Below are 16632 nucleotides of genomic sequence, written 5' to 3'. Positions count from 1 at the left end.
GCGAAAAGCCTCCTTTACCAGCCGATCGCGTCGGGCAGCCAGAGCGCCATCGACGGGAAGAGATAGACAAGAACCAGCCCGAAGAGCTGAAGGACGATGAAGGGAATGACACCACGATAGATGTCGGAGGTCTTCAGCTCCGGCGGGGCGACACCCTTCAGGAAGAACAGGGCCCAGCCGAAGGGCGGTGTCAGGAACGAGGTCTGAAGATTGACCGCGACGAGGATCGCGACCCATGCGAGGTCCACGCCCGACTGGTGCAGCACCGGCAGAAAAAGCGGCAGAGCGATATAGGAGATCTCGATCCATTCCAGGAAGAAGCCGAGAACGAAGAGGAGCAGCATCAGGAAGAGAAGCTGTCCGTCGATGCCACCAGGCACGAAGGCGAAGGCATCCTGAACCAAGCGCTCGCCTCCAAGACCACGAAAGGCCAGCGAGAAGACCTGCGCGAAGATCAGAATGAAGAAGACCATGGCGCTGGTAACGAAAGCGCCCCGCACCACCTCGGTCATGACCTTGAGACTGAGACGTCCTGAAACGAGGGCGAGCAGGATCGAGCCGAAAGCGCCCATGGCGGCGGCTTCCGTCGGCGCCGCGATCCCGCCAATGATCGAACCGAGCACCAGAAAGATCAGGGCGAGCGGCGGCACCACGACTTTCAGGACCCGAATGAAAAGATCGCGTCCAGACACGGCCTGCCGCTCTTCGAGCGGGATCGGGGGAACCTTGTCCGGCAGGACGAAACCCAAGATGAGAATATAGGCGACGAAGAGCCCGGCCAGCATCAGACCTGGGATCAGCGCGGCGGCAAAGAGCGTGCCGACCGACTCGCCCATGATGTCGGCCAGAAGGATCAGGACGAGGCTTGGCGGGATGATCTGCCCGAGGGTTCCCGAGGCGCAGATGACGCCGGCTGCGACGCCCTTGTCGTAGCCGCGCCGGATCAGCGGATTGAGCGCGATCAGACCGACCGTGACGACGGTCGCGCCGACGACGCCGGAAGCCGCGCCCATCAGGACGCCGACGAGCACGATGGCGAGCGCCATGCCGCCGCGCAGCCGCCCCATGGCCAGACCGATGACATCGAGGAGATCCTCGGCCATCTTGGACCGCTCCAGCATGATGCCCATGAAGATGAACAGCGGAAGCGCCAGCAGCGTGTAGTTGGTGACGACGCCGAAGATGCGGGCCGGCAGCAGGCCGAACAGCATGTCGCCGAAACCGATATAGCCGAAGACGAAGCCGGTGACGGCCAGGCAGATCGGCACCGGCAATCCGACGAGAAGCAGAAGGAAGAACGCGCCGATCATCGCCAGCGCGAGAATTTCATTGAAGGGCATGTCCATCAGCTCTCCGAAGGCACGGGCGCGGCCATGGCGTCTTCTCCGCGCAGGAGAACCGCAAGATCGCGCAGAAAGGCGACGAGGGCCTGGAGGGCGAGAAGGGCGAAGGCGATAGGAATTGCGGCCTTCAAGGCCCAGCGGGCCGGAAGCCCGCCGGGATCGGCCGACCCCTCACCCAAGGCATAGGACTGGGAGACGAAGCGCAGCGCCAGATAGGCGATGGCGAGAGCCGAAAGCGCGAGGAGGAAAGCGCCGACCGCGTTGACGATCCGCTTCGTCCGCGCCGAGAAGTTCCCGTAGAGAACGTCGACCCGGACCTCCTCGCCCCGATTGAGCCCGTAGGACATGCCGAACAGGGCGCCGACGGCCATGAGATGCCATTCGGTCTCCTGCAGGGCCACGGCTCCGAAGGAGAACAGATACCGGGCGCAGACATTGAAGGCGATGACGAGGACCATGGCGAGACCCGTCCAGGCCATGATCTCGCCGACGAGGCGAACGAAGCGATCCGCTCCGTTCGCCAGACGCAAAAGGCGATCCAACATGGGTTACGACTTGTAGAGAAGGGGAAGGAGAGGCTCGGCCGAATCGTCGGCCCAGTCGCCATACTGCTTCTTGAAGGCCATATAAGCGTCATGGACCTTCCGGGTGGTTGGATCGGCGGCCGCGCCCTCCTCGAGCGTTTCGGCGGTGATCGGGCGCAGCGCCTCGACGACTTCATCCGGCAGAGGCTGGGCGACGACGCCGAAATTGTCGACGAGATCGGTCATCGCCTCGGCATTGGTGGCGTCGCACCAGGAATTGCTTTCGACATTGCAGGCCATGGCGGCGATCTTGACGATCTCCTGCAGATCCGCCGGCAGACTGTCCCAGGCGGCCTTGTTGATCAAAAGCTCGGTGACGTTGTTCGGCTCGTGCCAGCCGGTGGTGTAGTAGTATTTCGCAGCCTTCTGCAGGCCAAGACGCCGATCCTGGAAGGGCCCGACAAACTCGGCCGCGTCGATCACCCCGCGTTCCAGCGCCGGAAAGATCTCGCCGCCCGGTAGAAGCTGCACATTGACGCCAAGCTTGGCGTAGACTTTTCCGGCGAGACCCGGAATGCGCATTTTGAGGCCGTTGAAGTCCTCGACCGATTTGATCTCCTTGCGGAACCAGCCGGTCATCTGAACGCCGGTATTGCCCATTGGAAAGGCGATCATTCCGAGCGGCTCGTAGAGCTCGTGCCACAGCTCGATCCCGCCGCCATTATAGAGCCAGGCATTGGTGCCCTTCACGTCCATCCCGAAGGGCACCGTCGTGAAATACTGAGCGGCTGGAATCTTGCCGGCCCAGAAATAGGCGTTGGCGGCATTCATCTCGACGATGCCGTTCTGGACGGCATCGAAGCCCTCGAGAGCCGGAATAAGCTCGCCGGCCGCGAAATGCTGGATGGTCAGACGGCCATCCGACAGGGCGGCGACCTTCTTGCAGAAGTCGGTCGGGCTGCCAGGGCCTTCGACATAGAAGGGCGAGCCTGGCCCATAGGCATTCGTCATTTTCCAGGAAAAGCTCTGCTGAGCTCTCGCAACGGTCGGTGCGGCGAGCGTTGCCGAAGCGGCGAAGGCGGCACCGGTGAGAAATTTGCGACGTTCCAAGGCATGTCTCCTTCAGCGATCAGATCGAGGGCGGGCTCGAAGGCGCCCGTGATGCTGCACTGCAAGAGATGTGCCATTTCCGAATTTCAATCACTTATCATGTACGACACCTCCATATCAGGCGATTCCTGTATACGAAGAAGGCAAAAAGGCGATGGATTGTACAGCATTTTTGCGCCATCCCTTTCTCCCCAGGCGATAGGCTCATTCCCGCAATTCGACGACCGCATCCACTTCGACGAGGGCGTTGGCCGGCAGGGAGGAGACGCAGACCGCCGTTCGGGCGTGACGGCCGGCATCGCCATAAAGGGCGATGAAGAGTTCGGATGCGCCGTCGACGATCATCGGCCCTTCGCCGAAGCCGGGGGGAGCCGAGACGAAGCCGCCGAGCCGGACGATGCTCGCCACATTGGACAGGGAGCCTGCCGCCTCGCGCATGTTGAAGAGAAGGTTCAGCGCGCACATTTCGGCAGCCTTCTTCGCTTGAGCAAGATCATAGCCCGGCTCGACCGGACCGAAGACCTTCGGCACGCCCTCCCACTCGCAGATCTGGCCGGCGAGGAAGAGAAGATTGCCCGTACGCTTGAAGGGCAGGAAATTCGCCCGGGAGGGGGAACTCTCGGGCAGGGACAGGCCCATTTCGGCCAGCTTGGTCTCGATCGGATCGCTCATGGCTTTCTGTCCTTTTTAACTGGTGTCGCCGGCGATGGCCCGCCATGATGGCGGTCCAGAGCTCATGTCTCGGCGCGGGCTCGATGGGCTGAGACGGCCCATACCCCCCGCGTTTTCCCGCCTCTTGTCGCCCGAAGGTCAAATGACGGTCTATCTTCTCAATCCTAACAGCTCCGAGACCACGACCGAGGCGATGACCGCCATTGCAAGAGCCGAGGCGCCAAGCCTTTCGATCATCGGTCTGACGGCGCCCTTCGGCCCCTCCATGATCACCGACGAAGAGGGTCTTTCGGTCGGGGCCGAGGCCGTTTCGGCCCTGGCGCGGACAATTCTTGACAGGGGCGATGCGCGAGCCGTCATCGTCGCGGCTTTCGGCGATCCGGGGATCGAGGCCGTACGAACCCTTCACCCGAACCTCCCCGCCGCCGGCATTGGCGAGGCAAGCTTTGCGGAGGCGAACGCCGATGGCCGTCGCTTTGCCGTCGCCACCACGACGCCGGGTCTCGTCGCGGCGATCGCCGAGCGCGTCCGACGTTTTGGCCACGAACCCAACTTCCTCGGCACCGTCCTCACCGAGGGCGATCCGCACGCCCTCGTCTCTTCGCCCGAACACCTGGCAGCGGCCCTTCATGAAGCCTGCCGGAGGGCCCGCGACGAGCTCGGCGCCGAAGCCGTGATCATCGGCGGCGGACCTCTTGCGGAAGCGGCCGAGACTTTGAGCGGCCGCCTGTCGATCCCGATCGTCGCGCCGGTGCGGGCGGCCGCGCGCCAGATCGCCCGGGCCCTGTCGCGATAAGGGTCAGGCGGGCGTCAGGGCGACGATCTTCGGCGTCGGCCGCGCCAGCGTTCCGAACAATCGCGCGGCGAGCCTCACCAGCGAAAGATCGGAGCCGCGCGGTCCGATCATCGACAGGCCATAGGGCGCGCCGTCGACGGTTCCGGCCGGAAACACCACCTGCGGCAGGCCGCTCATGCCGCAAACGCATAAGAGCCGCATCGCATCGTGCCGAAAGCCGTCGAAGACATCCCGTCCCGCATCGAGGTGAAAGGCGGCATCGTGGACGACGGGCGCGAGCAGGACGCCGTCGTCGCCGAGAAGGTCGTCGATGAAGGCGCGGTAGGGGTCACGGACCGCATTGCCTTCAGCCTCTTCCGCCTCGCTCAAGCCTGCGGCGAAGGCGGCGCGCTCATCGATGCCGGCGGCGAGCGGCATGCCGGAAGTCTGTATGAAGGGCACGACTGCCCGCTTGGCATCGGCCGCCTGCAAAAGACGGAAGGCGTCGTAAAGGGCATTCGCGCCGCCGTCTGGATAGACTTCGACCGGCTTTGCGGAAAGGCCGCCGAAGGTCTCGTCATAGACCGCACGCGGTTCGGGCTTCAGCTGCGCCACCATATCGACGGGTGCCAGCAGCCGTGGCTCAGCGGGCAGAGTGACAACGTCCTCGCCCGAGACCACCTCCAGCGCGGCAAGCAGCGTTTTCGCCTCACGAGCGAACAGTCCGAACGTGTCGAAGCTCGCGGCAAGTTCCATGCAGTCCTCGAGCGATACGCGGCCATGGGTCGGCCGCAGGGTCCAGAGCCCGCAGAAACTCGCCGGCGCGCGCACCGAGCCGCCCGTATCGGTGCCAACGGCGAAATCGACGAGCCCCGCCGCCACCGCCGCCGCCGATCCCGAGGACGAGCCGCCGGGAATGCGGTCGGGCGCGGCCGGATTGATCGGCGTGCCGAAATGGGCATTGAGGCCGTAGAGCGACCAGGCGAGTTCGTCCGTATGGGTCTTGCCCATGAATTTGGCGCCGGCATTAAGAAGCCTCTGGACGCTTGGCGCCGTCCTCGTCTTCACCTCGCTCATGGCGAGCTTCAGCGGGCAGCCGCAGCCGGTTCGATAACCTTCCACATCGAAAAGGTCCTTGACCGCAAAGGTCAGGCCCTTGAGCGGCCCTTCGGCCGCGTTCGGCACCGCCACGGGTGGATAGGGCATGAAGGCGCGGACGGGATCGGTCTCGATCAGCATGACGACGAGTTCCTAGAGTAAGACGCCAAAAAGTTGATCGACTTTTTGGATCACGGCTTACGACAAACAAGAGGTTAGAGTGAACATGCCACCCGACTTGGTCGCGTTTCACTCTAAAGATGAGGTCAGGCGGGCTCGGGCTCGCGCGCCGGGGTCATCACCGGCGCCCGCCCCTCTTCCAGAATGCAGGCGACGCGGCGGCCAGGTCCAGGCTTCAGCACTGGCGGCAGAGCCTTGAAGCAGCGCGCCTCGGCATAAGCGCAGCGTGGCGCGAAGGAGCAATGGTCCGGCTTCACATCGAGGGGCGGCGGCGAGCCGGGGATCGAGGTCAGCGTCTCGGACGGGTCCGCATCGTGGAGATTGGCTTCGAGCAAGCCCTTCGTATAGGGGTGGCGCGGGTCCTTGATGATCTCCGCGACGCTCCCCTCCTCCACGATGTTTCCTGCATACATGACGGCAATGCGGTCGGAGATTTCAACCGCGACGCCGATATCATGGGTGACGAAGATGATGCCCATGCCGAACTCCTTCTGCAGCTCGCGCAGGAGAAGCAACACCTGGATCTGCACCGTCGCGTCGAGCGCCGTCGTCGGCTCGTCGGCGAGCAGAAGGTCCGGCTTGCAGGCGAGCGCGAGAGCGATCATCGCGCGCTGGCGCATGCCGCCGGACATTTCGTGGGGATAGTTCTTCAGTCGGCTTTCCGGCGAGGGGATGCGCACACGCTTCAGCATGTCGAGGGCGCGATCCATCGCCTCGCGCTTGGAGACCCGTTCATGACGGATCACGGCCTCGGCGATCTGGTCACCGATCGTATAGACCGGGTCGAGGGCGAGCGCCGGCTCCTGAAAGATCATCGAGACCGTCTTGCCGCGATAATCCGACAAGGCCCTGCCCGTGAGCGCCATGACGTCGATGCCGTCCACACGCATGGCGCCGCTCATCGCCGTGCGTTTTTCCGGCAGGAGCTTCAAAAGCGCCTTGAGCGTCACCGACTTGCCAGAGCCGGATTCGCCCAGAATGGTCATCACCTCCCCGGGCTTGAGCGTAAGATCGAGGCCGTTGATCGCATGGACCGTCCGCTCGCCGTGAAAGCGGACCTCCAGCCCTTCGATGTCGAGGAGATTGGGCGTCGTGTGGCTCATTCGGCAGCCTCCAGATGGGCGCCGCCGGCCGATTTCGAATGGCCGGAGACGGGGTCGAGCATGTGGCAGGCCGCCTCGTGCCCTTGAGCGCCGTCGACCGCGACGATCTTGGGCTTGGCCGCTGAGCAGACACTTTCGGCAAAGGGGCATCGTGTGTGAAACCGGCAGCCGGAGGGCGGGTCGATCGGGTTCGGCGGATCGCCCAGGAGCGGGGGAACCTCGGTCCGGTTGTCCGGGTCCATGGACGGCATCGCGGCAAAGAGCGCCGCCGTATAGGGATGAGCGCGCTTGTCCCAGACCGAGCCGACCGGACCGATCTCGACCACCTCGCCGAGATACATGACCATGATCCGGTCCGAGATGTAGCGCACCACATTGAGGTCGTGGGAGATGAAGACGAAGGTCAGGCCGAACTCGTCCTTCAACTCCTTCAGGAGATTGAGCACCTGAGCCTCGACCGATTTGTCGAGCGCCGAGACGGCTTCGTCCAAGATGACGAGGCGCGGTTTCATGGCGAGCGAGCGGGCGATGTTCACGCGCTGGCGCTGACCGCCGGAGAGTTCGTGCGGATAGCGGCCGGCAAAGCGGCCCGGCGCCAAGCCGACGCGCTCCAGAAGCTCATGGGAAAGGCGCCGCGCCGCGCCGCTCGCAACACCCCGCATCTTCGGGCCGAAAGCGATGGTCTCCTCGATGGTCAGGCGGGGATTGAGCGAGGCGTAGGAATCCTGGAACACCATCTGGACGCCGTCCCAGAGCTCCTTGAGCGAGAGATCCTCGCCGAGCCGATCGCCGTCGAAGATGAGGTCGCCCGCATTGAGCCCAGTGAGCCCAACCAAGAGCCTTGCCGTCGTCGACTTGCCGCAGCCGGATTCGCCGACGATGCCGAGCGTCTCGCCCTTTTCGACGGTGAAGGAGACGCCGTCGACGGCCCTGACCGCAGTGGCCTTGCGATTGAACACGCCCTTGCGGACGGGAAAGTGGCATTTCAGATCGCGTGCGATGACCAGCGGCTGGGCCGGTCCGCCGCGATCGGCCGCCTTTGTCTTTTCCTGTACCTTCCGCCGGATGGGAATGTCGGCGTCTCGTGTATCCGTCATGGGCTCAGTCCTTGATGTTCATGGCCGAGCGCAGGCCGTCGGAAAGGAGGTTGAGGCAGAGCGAGGTGAGGAAGATCATCGCGCCGGGGAGCGCGGCCAGAACCGGATCGATATAGATCGCGGTGCGCAGGGTGTTCAGCATCAGACCCCATTCCGGCTCGGGCGGCTTCACGCCGAGGCCAAGGAAGGACAGGCCCGCCGCGAGGATCATCGAGACCGAGGTGAGGCTCGTCGCATAGACGAAGATCGGGCTCATGACATTGCCGAGAACATGCACCCGCACGACGGTGAGCGGATGGGCGCCGGAGATCCGGGCGGCATCGACATATTCGAGAGAGCGGACCGAGGCGGTGACGCTTTCGGCGACACGGGTGATCGGCGGAATGAAGACGATCGTGAGTGAGACCAGCGAGTTGACGATGCCGGCGCCCAGCGCGCCCGAAATGGCGATGGCGAGAAGGATAGAGGGAAAGGCGAAAAAGACGTCGACGGTGCGCATGATCGCCGTGTTGAGCCAGCCGCCCACATAGCCGGCGAGAACGCCAAGGCACGTCCCGATCGCGAAGGCGAAGGCGACGGGCAGAAGGCCCAGCATCAATGTCAGCCGGCCGCCATAGATGAGCCGCGCGAACATATCGCGGCCGAGTTCGTCGGTGCCGAGGATATGGCCCTCCGTCCCGATGGGCTTCAGGCGCGACACCATCGAGCCGGTGAAGGGATCGGCCAGAGGCAGGAGCGGGGCGAAGACGACCGCCCCGAGCAAGAGAGCGAGAAGGCCCGCGCAGATCATGGAGACGGGATCGCGGATGAGGCGCGCGCCGACGCCATGCCAATAGCCCTTGGACTTGGCGGGCGCTTCTTCTGCGGCCGGTCTCGGATTGGCCTTGACGGTCTTCGTGTCGATCGTGGTGGACATAGGTGCGCTCAGCCTCGCTTGATGCGGGGATCGACGAGCGGCTGCAGAAGGTCGACGATCAGATTGGCGAAGACGAAGAACAGCGCGAGGACGAGGATCGTGCCCTGGAGCAGCGGCAGGTCGCGCTGAAAGATGGCGTTGGAGAGAAGGAAGCCGGTGCCCGGCCAGTTGAACACCGTCTCGATGAGGATCGAGCCGCCAAGAAGATAGCCGAGTTGCAGGCCGACGACGGAGAGCGTCGTCGGCGTCACATTGCGCACCACATGGCGTAGGACGCCAAAGCGCGACAGGCCCTTGGCCTTGAGCGCGCCGATGAAGTCCTGGGAGAGAATGTCGCCGACCAGCGCCCGAACGGTCCGGGTGACGATGCCCATCGGCACCACCGCGAGCGTCACCGCCGGCAGAATGATGAAGCGCAAGTGCTCGTAGTCCCAGGCCCAGTTGGTCGAGCCTCCGGGCCCCGCCCCCATGGAGGGCAGCCAGCCCAATGTCACCGAGAAGATGACGACGAGGACGATACCGAGCCAGTAATTGGGTACCGAGACGCCCGTGATGGCGAAGGCCGTGACCGCCCGGTCGATCAGCGTGTCCTTGAAGATGCCGGCGACGAAGCCAAAGAAAATGCCGAGCGGAAAGCCGATGAGCGAGGCGGTGAAGGCGAGGATCAGCGTGTTGCCGACGGCCCGCGAGACTTCCGAGGCGACCGGGCGGCCCGTGGCGATGGACGCGCCGAGATCACCCTGAAGCGCATTGGTGAGCCAGATCGCGAATTGGACCGGGAGCGGCCGGTCAAAGCCATATTCGGCCCGCATCGCGGCCTGTTGTTCGGCCGTCGCATCGATCGGCATGACCGCCGTCAGCGGATCGCCAGGCGCGATATGGACGAGCATGAAGCAGATGACGCTGACGCCGAACGCCACCGGAATGACGTAGAGAAGACGCTGAAGCGTATAGGCGAGCATGGCGTGACGGGCCCTTTCGTGGCGCGGTAGGCCGGCATGACTGGAATGCGGATCAGGCGATCGGGCGGCCCGGCGTGTCGCAGGCAGGCCGCCCGAGGAGCTTTCGGATTACTCTTCGATCGAGATCGTCGAGAAATCCTGGAACCAGTTCTGGGCCTGGACGAAGCCCTTCACCTTCGGGCTCATGGCGCGCGGCGCCACGTCGTGGGCAACGAAGAGGAAGAGCGCGTCGTTGACGTATTTCTCGTGGGTTTTCTGCAAGACCTTGTCCTGCTCGGCCGGATCGAAGGTGTTTCGGATCTGCTTGAACAGGTCCTCCATCTCCGGATCGCAGTAATGGCCCCAATTGGTGCCATTGGGCGCGATGAGGTCACAGGACAGATGCCGGATGAGACCGGTGAACGGGTCCTGAATGAAGTAAGAGAAGTTGATGGACTGAGCCCCTTGGGCGGACGGATCGGCCGCGCCGGCGCGCCAGATATTGATCATCGTGTTCCACTCGACGACCTCGAAATCCACATTGATGCCGACTTCCGCAAGATTTTGCTGGATGAACTCGTTCATCGGCAGCGGCAGCATCTGACCCGATCCCGATGGCGAGATCAGCGCCTTCACCGTCAGCGGCTTGTCCGGCCCGTAGCCGGCCTTGGCGAGATACTCCTTGGCCGCGTCAGGATCGTATTTCACATCGAATTCGGGATTGCCGAACCATTGTGATGACGGCGGCATGAAGCCCTTGGCCTCGATCATCAGGCCGCCGAGAAGCTGCTTCAGCCCCGCCCGGTCGATGGCGAGATTGGCGGCCTTGCGGACATTGATGTCGTTCCAGGGCGAGCCTTCGAGGCGCGAGAAGTGATAGGTCCAGTTGTGCGGATAGGCGTTGGAGACGATCTCGAAGCCGTTGCCTTCGAGCGCCGGAACGAGATCGGGCGCCGGCGCTTCGATCCAATCGACTTGGCCCGACAAAAGCGCCGATGAGCGGGCATTCGGCTCGGGGAGCGGGATCAGCACCATCTTGTCGAGCTTCGGGATACGGTTCTCGTCCCAATAATCAGTGTTGGGAACGAGTTCGGCGCGCTCGCGCGGCACAAAGCTTGTCAGCTTCCATGGGCCGGTGCCGGAGGGGTTCGCCGCGACCTTTTCCCAGTCCTTGCCATTGGCCTCCCAATTGGCCGGTGAGGAGAACATGATCCAGGCGATCTGATAGGGCAGCGTCGCATCCGGCGCCTTGGTGACGATCTCGACCGTCAAAGGATCGACGACCTTATAGCTCGCGATGGAGGGAATGCGGCTCGCGCCTTGCGCGGCTTGGCGCGTATCATATTGCTCGGACTGGTCGTTGAGGGGCTTATCCAGATTCCAGACCACCGCATCGGCGGTGAAGTCCGATCCATCATGGAACTTGACCCCCTCGCGCAGCTTGAAGGTCCATTTTGTCCGATCCTCGGGATCGGTCGACCATTCGGTGGCAAGGCCCGGCGTCAGGGTGGAAGGCTTATCGGCGCTGGAGAGGTCCCAATTGATGAGACTGTCATAGACCGTATAGCCCATGAAGCGCATGCCCTCACCGCCCTGGTCGGTCTGGCCGGTGGTCAGCGGAATGTCGGAGGCCGTCATGCCGACGCGCAATGTGCCCGCGGCCAGGGCCGAGGTCGAGAGGAGCGCGACAGTAGCGACGGCCAGAGCGGCGCTGCGAAGCGGCTTGAGAAACATGGGCGATCCTTTTACCCGATTGGCGAAAGCGGTTGGCTCGTGAGGCTGGCGGGTGCCTCATGGGTGGCTTTGCAAGGGGCGTGCCAAGCAGCGACGCTAGCCCGACGCGATCCACTCCCCGGCGCAAGAGAAGCGCGCAATCTTCAATCGCCGGGCGCTCATCGCCATCGGTCGGCCACCTGGCTCAGGGCAGCCCTCGACGCGGATTGGCACGGGATGGGAGCCTTCTCCGAACACGTCCAAACGAGGACGCCAAAAAATTCGCTCGGTGGTCCTCGGCTTCAGACGCCAACCGCGCTCTCGACGATCGGAACGACGCGGGCGCAGGCGTCGACTGTATACGGATTAGGCATCCCATTCTCAATGCGCATACAATGGGCATGCCGCTTCATTATTCGAGGGCACCCCAGGGCCTTCGACCGCGACGCATCAGGCCGTCACATCGCGCAACACTGTCGTATAGGCGAAGCGATCGGCCGGCAGCGTTTGATAGGAGAGTTCCAAAAGCCGTCCGCTGGGGCTGAAATAGGCTCTCGTGATCTTGAGCGCGGGCTCGCCAGCTTGCGCGTTTAAGACCTCGGCCGTCGGGCGATCAAGGATGACGGGGCGGATCGTTTGCCGAATTTCAGCAATGCGTTCGCCCGTCACCTCTTCGACCAGGCGAAAGATCGCCTGGCGGATCGGGTTCATGGCTTTGAGCGTTTCGGCAAGGCGCGGGTCCACATAGACCTCATCCAGCGCCATCGGCCGGTCGGCGCCGATCTCCGAGCGCGTGCCTTTCAGTGTGAACCATTCCCGCCCCGGCCGGCAAGCGAGCTCGCTCGCCAGAGACCCACGCGCACGCACGGAGGCGCTCTCGAAAATGGTGAAGTCGGTGCCCTCGGCCTGTTCGCTCAAATCCGCGCGGGACGCCGAGACGAAGCGGCGGGCGCTCGACGCGTCGGCCTCGCAAATGGTCGTACCCACGCCCTTCTTGGCGCTGACGAGGCCGAGGCGTCTGAGCCGCTGAATGGCCTGACGAAGCGTATGGCGCGAGACGCCGAACTCGGCGGCAAGGTCCGGCTCCGGCGGCAGCAACGAGCCGAGCGGAAGCCGCCCGTCCCGGATGCGGCCCTCCAGATCGTGGGCCAGCGCAAGATAGAGCGGCGTGCGAGCGAATGAGTTGTCCTGCACAGGCCCGGTCGCTGTCTCCACGCCGCTCTCACGCCTTTTCCGCTTGCGCGCAGCATCGGACGACACGCCGGCTCCTCTCATTCTCGGTCTGCGGCGGACGCATCGCGCATCGCCTCGATCGCTATAGCGGAACGCCAGGCCGGGCAAAGACACGTATCCCGGTTTCGTCGGTCGAACCTGCCGAACCATAAATCCGGCAAGGGTGATTGACTATATGTATATGTCCGGACAAACTCGCTCCATTCGCAGTGCAGCATGTCATATCCATCCCTGGCCGATCCGTACCCGAGCCATCGCCGAGCCGGCCATTCTGGGGCTGTCTCGGCGAACCCGCGTCTTGTCTGCCTCCTCGGCATTCATTTGGCGATGACACAGGATGTCGAGGCTCCCTTCCCGCGCAACTCACAAGGTTCCAGCCATGCCTGATCTGACCGAGCCCGACCCCGTCGACGAAGCGGCCCGCCTCATTCGCAAGACGCTGGCACGTGCGCCTCTCAAGGGGGAAGCGATCGCCGTCGCCGCGCAGGCCCGCCGCGCCTTCGACCATTGCGTCATGACCGATCTGACCAAGGGCCGGGATCTCTTCTATGTGGAGCCCGACGCCTATGGCGCGGCGATCGCGCGCCTGGCCCGATCGAAAGGCGCCGCACGATGACCGAACCGCTCGCCTGGACCTTGATCCAAGCCGCTAGCGCGATCCGCGACAAACAGATCTCCTCGCGCGAACTCACCGATCTGGCGATCGAGCGCGCTGAAACCCTGCAGCCGAGCCTCAACAGCTTCATTGCCATCGAAGACGAGAGCGCCCGGGCGGCGGCCCGATCCGCCGACGAGGCCCTTGCCGCCGGCCGCCTCCTAGGCCCGCTCCATGGCGTGCCCCTCGCCCACAAGGACATGTATGACCGGGCAGGACAGGTGACCGGCTGCGGCTCGAAGATCCGCAAGGATGAGATCGCGTCGCACACCGCAACGGTGATCCGGCGCCTCGATACCGCCGGGCAGATCCATCTTGGCCGGCTCAACATGTCGGAATTCGCGATGGGGCCGACCGGCTTCAACGCCCATTTCGGCAGGGCCTGCAACCCGCTCGATCCGGCGCGGATCGCCGGCGGTTCCTCGTCGGGCTCCGGCAGCGCCGTCGGTTCGAATACGGTCTTTGCCGCGCTCGGCTCCGACACCGGCGGCTCGATCCGACTGCCCGCCGCCTGTTGTGGCGTCGTCGGGCTGAAGCCGACGCAAGGGCGCGTCAGCCGTTTCGGCGCCATGCCCTTGTCCCACTCCCTCGATTGCGTCGGCCCCCTTGCGCGCTCGGTCGCCGATGCGCGTCTGATCACCCGCCTGATTTCGGGGGCCGACGATCGCGATCCCGCCTGCCTCGACGTAGCGCCCATCCCGGCCAAAGGCCCCTCGGTCAGCGATCTCACCATCGCCATCCCCGATTCCGGCTTCTTCACCGAGGATCTCGCGCCCGAAGTCGTCACCTTTCTCGGCGAGGCCGAAACGATCCTGATGAAGGCCGGCGCGAAGATCGTCCGGCCGAAGCTGCCGCCGCTCGAAGACGTCATCGAGCTCGCCAATCTCGTCGCCATGACCGAGGCCGGCGCGATCCATCTTGATACGATGCGCGCACGGCCCGAGGACTATGGCGAACAGGTTCGCGCGCGGCTGATCCAGGGCCTTGGCGTCCCCGCCCCGATTTATCTCAGGGCATTGCAGATCAAGGGTGTCTTCCTCGAACGCTTCATGGCCGAAGTCCTGTCCGAATGCGACGCCGTGCTGACGCCGACCATGCCCAGCCTGCCGCCGATCTCGGCCGATGTGGAGGTCGGGGCGAGCGAGGCGATGACGCGGGTGATGGTCTCGATCGCCAAATTCACCCGCGTCTTCTCCTTTCTCGGCCTGCCGACCCTGTCGGTTCCGGGTCCAGTGACGACCGGCGGCTTGAAAGCGAGCGTCCAGATCGCGGCCGCGCCCTTTGCCGAAGACGTCGCATGCTCGATCGGCGAGGCGATCGAAGAAGCCCTGTCGGACAGAGCCTGACCGGCAATGTCGATCCTTCAAAGGACCTGCGCCCGAGACCGGCCGCTCCCCGCCTCTTCGCCGATAAGGCATCGTCACGGCCGGGATCCCTCATAGATACGGTTTCAAGCGGAGGGCGACGGCAGGCAGGCCGGCGCTCTCGGCGAGAGATCGATCAAGGGCGAAAGCCGCCCGGACTTTTGAGGGAGGGCCGAGCATGGCGCAATTCATCAATCGCAAGGACGACATCGTCACCGAGGCGGTGGACGGCCTCATCCGAGCCTCCGACGGCAAGCTCGCAAGGCTCGACGGCTTCCCGCATATCCGGGTCGTCCTGCGCAGCGACTGGGATCGATCGAAGGTCGCGATCATCTCGGGCGGCGGTTCGGGGCACGAGCCGGCCCATGCCGGTTTCGTCGGCGAAGGAATGCTGACGGCAGCCGTCTGCGGCGACGTCTTCGCCTCGCCCAGCGTCGACGCGGTGCTTGCCGCGATCCTCGCCGTCACCGGCGCTGCCGGCTGCCTATTGGTCGTCAAGAACTATACCGGCGACCGGCTGAATTTCGGCCTCGCGGCCGAGCGCGCTCGCGAACAAGGGCTGAAGGTGGAGATGGTCATCGTCGGTGACGACATCGCGCTGCCCGACCTTCCCTCGCCTCGCGGCATTGCCGGAACGCTCTTCATCCACAAGATCGCCGGCGCGCTTTCCGAGGACGGTGCCGACCTGCCTGCAATCTCACAGGCGGCGACGAAAGCCATCGAGAAAATCAAGAGCATCGGCCTGTCACTCGACACCTGCACCGTGCCGGGTTCGCCGAAGGAAGAGCGCATTCCGGACGGCATGGCCGAACTCGGCCTCGGCATCCATGGCGAGCCAGGTGTCGAGCAGATCGACTTCAAAGGCGCGGCCGGCGCAATCGAGGCAATGGCCGACAAGCTCGGCAAAGGCGCCTCGGACGCGCCACTCGTCGCGCTTCTCAACAATCTCGGCGGCGTTTCCTCCCTGGAAATGGGGGTTCTTGCAAACGATCTCGCCCGCTCCACGATCGGTCGGCGCATTCGCCATATGGTCGGGCCGGCGCCGATGATGACGTCGCTCGACATGCGCGGCTTTTCGATCTCGCTTTTCACCGCCGACGACAGCGAACTCGATTGGCTCTCGCGGCCGGTCGCATTGTCCGCCTGGCCGGGTGTGAAGGCCGTTGGTGAGCCGAAGACGGTGGCTCTTCCGGACAAGCTGACGCCGTCCGCGCCCGCGCCGAGCGACGATCCCGAGCTGCGCGCCTTCCTGACCGGTTGCTGCAAGGCGATGATCGAGGCCGAGAGCGATCTCAACGCGCTCGACGCAAAGTCCGGGGATGGCGATACGGGCTCGACGCTTTCCCATGCGGCCGAAGCGCTGATCGGAGCCATGGACCGTCTGCCGCTTGCCGATCGCACCAAGCTTCTGCGCGCGATCGGCCTGGAACTCGGCCAGACCATGGGCGGCTCGTCTGGCGTTCTTCTCGCGATCTTCTTCGCCGCATCCGGCGAGGCGGCCGAAGGGGGCGCCTCGATGCCGGACGCCCTCAAGGCAGGCCTTGCCCGCATGCAGGAGATCGGTGGCGCAAAACCGGGCGACCGCACCATGATCGACGCGCTCACCCCCGCCCTCGACGCGCTTGACCAAGGCCTTGCCGAAGCGGCGAAAGCGGCCCGCAAGGGTGCCGACGACACCGCAAGAATGACCCGGGCAGGCGCCGGCCGGGCCGCCTATCTCGGCGCAAATCATCTCAAAGGCCACAAGGACCCCGGCGCTGAGGCCGTCGCCCGTCTCTTCGAGCATATGGCCAAAGCGTAAGGCGAACGCTTACCGGACCCTGCCGGTCAGTCGACACCCGGCGTGCCGAGACGGATGGCGACCATCGTCGCAAAGACGGGGGTCGCCAAAGGCGACGACGAAGATGG

At 64.4% G+C, this 16632-nt stretch carries 15 protein-coding genes; 4 read left to right on the top strand and 11 right to left on the bottom strand.

The window, feature by feature from the left end; translation table 11 throughout:
- Positions 1–14: 14 nt before the first annotated feature.
- The 4 genes from B9A15_RS02830 to B9A15_RS02815 form a co-directional block, all read right to left on the bottom strand.
- The gene (locus B9A15_RS02830) at positions 15–1340 is read right to left on the bottom strand and encodes a TRAP transporter large permease (protein WP_084408816.1); all 1326 of its coding nucleotides are present in this window, start codon (positions 1338–1340) and stop codon (positions 15–17) included.
- A 5-nt stretch (positions 1341–1345) separates the two neighbouring features.
- Positions 1346–1888, bottom strand: a complete 543-nt coding sequence (locus tag B9A15_RS02825) for a TRAP transporter small permease subunit (RefSeq protein WP_084408524.1) — start codon at positions 1886–1888, stop codon at positions 1346–1348.
- Between the two features lie 3 nt (positions 1889–1891).
- Complete coding sequence (locus B9A15_RS02820) at positions 1892–2977, bottom strand: TRAP transporter substrate-binding protein (RefSeq protein ID WP_084408523.1); 1086 nt, start codon at positions 2975–2977, stop codon at positions 1892–1894.
- Positions 2978–3181: 204 nt separating this feature from the next.
- Complete coding sequence (locus B9A15_RS02815) at positions 3182–3649, bottom strand: RidA family protein (protein ID WP_084408522.1); 468 nt, start codon at positions 3647–3649, stop codon at positions 3182–3184.
- 142 nt (positions 3650–3791) lie between these two features.
- On the opposite strand from B9A15_RS02815, the gene B9A15_RS02810 reads away from it, so the two are divergent.
- Positions 3792–4445 carry an aspartate/glutamate racemase family protein gene (locus B9A15_RS02810; RefSeq protein WP_084408521.1) on the top strand — a complete coding sequence of 218 codons (654 nt, stop codon included), beginning with the start codon at positions 3792–3794 and terminating at the stop codon, positions 4443–4445.
- A 3-nt stretch (positions 4446–4448) separates the two neighbouring features.
- On the opposite strand, the gene B9A15_RS02805 is transcribed toward B9A15_RS02810, so the two are convergent.
- The 7 genes from B9A15_RS02805 to B9A15_RS02775 form a co-directional block, all read right to left on the bottom strand.
- Positions 4449–5663 (bottom strand): amidase, encoded by a 1215-nt coding sequence (locus B9A15_RS02805; protein WP_084408520.1) that lies wholly within the window; start codon positions 5661–5663, stop codon positions 4449–4451.
- A 125-nt stretch (positions 5664–5788) separates the two neighbouring features.
- Positions 5789–6805 (bottom strand): ABC transporter ATP-binding protein, encoded by a 1017-nt coding sequence (locus B9A15_RS02800; protein WP_084408519.1) that lies wholly within the window; start codon positions 6803–6805, stop codon positions 5789–5791.
- Entirely contained in the window at positions 6802–7902 is a 1101-nt protein-coding gene (locus B9A15_RS02795) for an ABC transporter ATP-binding protein (RefSeq protein WP_084408518.1), read from the bottom strand. The genes B9A15_RS02800 and B9A15_RS02795 overlap by 4 nt, the downstream gene beginning before the upstream one ends.
- Positions 7903–7906: 4 nt before the next feature.
- Positions 7907–8818: an ABC transporter permease gene (locus B9A15_RS02790; protein ID WP_084408517.1), complete on the bottom strand. Its 912-nt coding sequence runs from the start codon at positions 8816–8818 to the stop codon at positions 7907–7909.
- An 8-nt stretch (positions 8819–8826) separates the two neighbouring features.
- Positions 8827–9780 (bottom strand): ABC transporter permease, encoded by a 954-nt coding sequence (locus tag B9A15_RS02785; RefSeq protein WP_084408516.1) that lies wholly within the window; start codon positions 9778–9780, stop codon positions 8827–8829.
- 108 nt (positions 9781–9888) lie between these two features.
- Positions 9889–11493: an ABC transporter substrate-binding protein gene (locus B9A15_RS02780; protein ID WP_084408515.1), complete on the bottom strand. Its 1605-nt coding sequence runs from the start codon at positions 11491–11493 to the stop codon at positions 9889–9891.
- A gap of 429 nt (positions 11494–11922) precedes the next feature.
- Positions 11923–12687, bottom strand: a complete 765-nt coding sequence (locus B9A15_RS02775; RefSeq protein ID WP_170923141.1) for a GntR family transcriptional regulator — start codon at positions 12685–12687, stop codon at positions 11923–11925.
- 397 nt (positions 12688–13084) lie between these two features.
- Between B9A15_RS02775 and B9A15_RS02770 the strand changes: the two genes are divergently transcribed.
- From B9A15_RS02770 to B9A15_RS02760, 3 genes are all read left to right on the top strand, one after another.
- On the top strand, positions 13085–13321 hold the full coding sequence (locus tag B9A15_RS02770; RefSeq protein WP_084408513.1) for a hypothetical protein: 237 nt from the start codon (positions 13085–13087) through the stop codon (positions 13319–13321).
- Complete coding sequence (locus B9A15_RS02765) at positions 13318–14706, top strand: amidase (protein WP_084408512.1); 1389 nt, start codon at positions 13318–13320, stop codon at positions 14704–14706. Before B9A15_RS02770 ends, B9A15_RS02765 begins: the two co-directional genes overlap by 4 nt.
- A 196-nt stretch (positions 14707–14902) precedes the next feature.
- The gene (locus tag B9A15_RS02760) at positions 14903–16525 is read left to right on the top strand and encodes a dihydroxyacetone kinase subunit DhaK (protein WP_084408511.1); all 1623 of its coding nucleotides are present in this window, start codon (positions 14903–14905) and stop codon (positions 16523–16525) included.
- Positions 16526–16632 lie beyond the last annotated feature (107 nt).

Source organism: Fulvimarina manganoxydans (assembly GCF_900176465.1).
Classification (GTDB): Bacteria; Pseudomonadota; Alphaproteobacteria; order Rhizobiales; family Rhizobiaceae; genus Fulvimarina; species Fulvimarina manganoxydans.
This window is presented reverse-complemented; position numbering and strand designations above follow the sequence as displayed.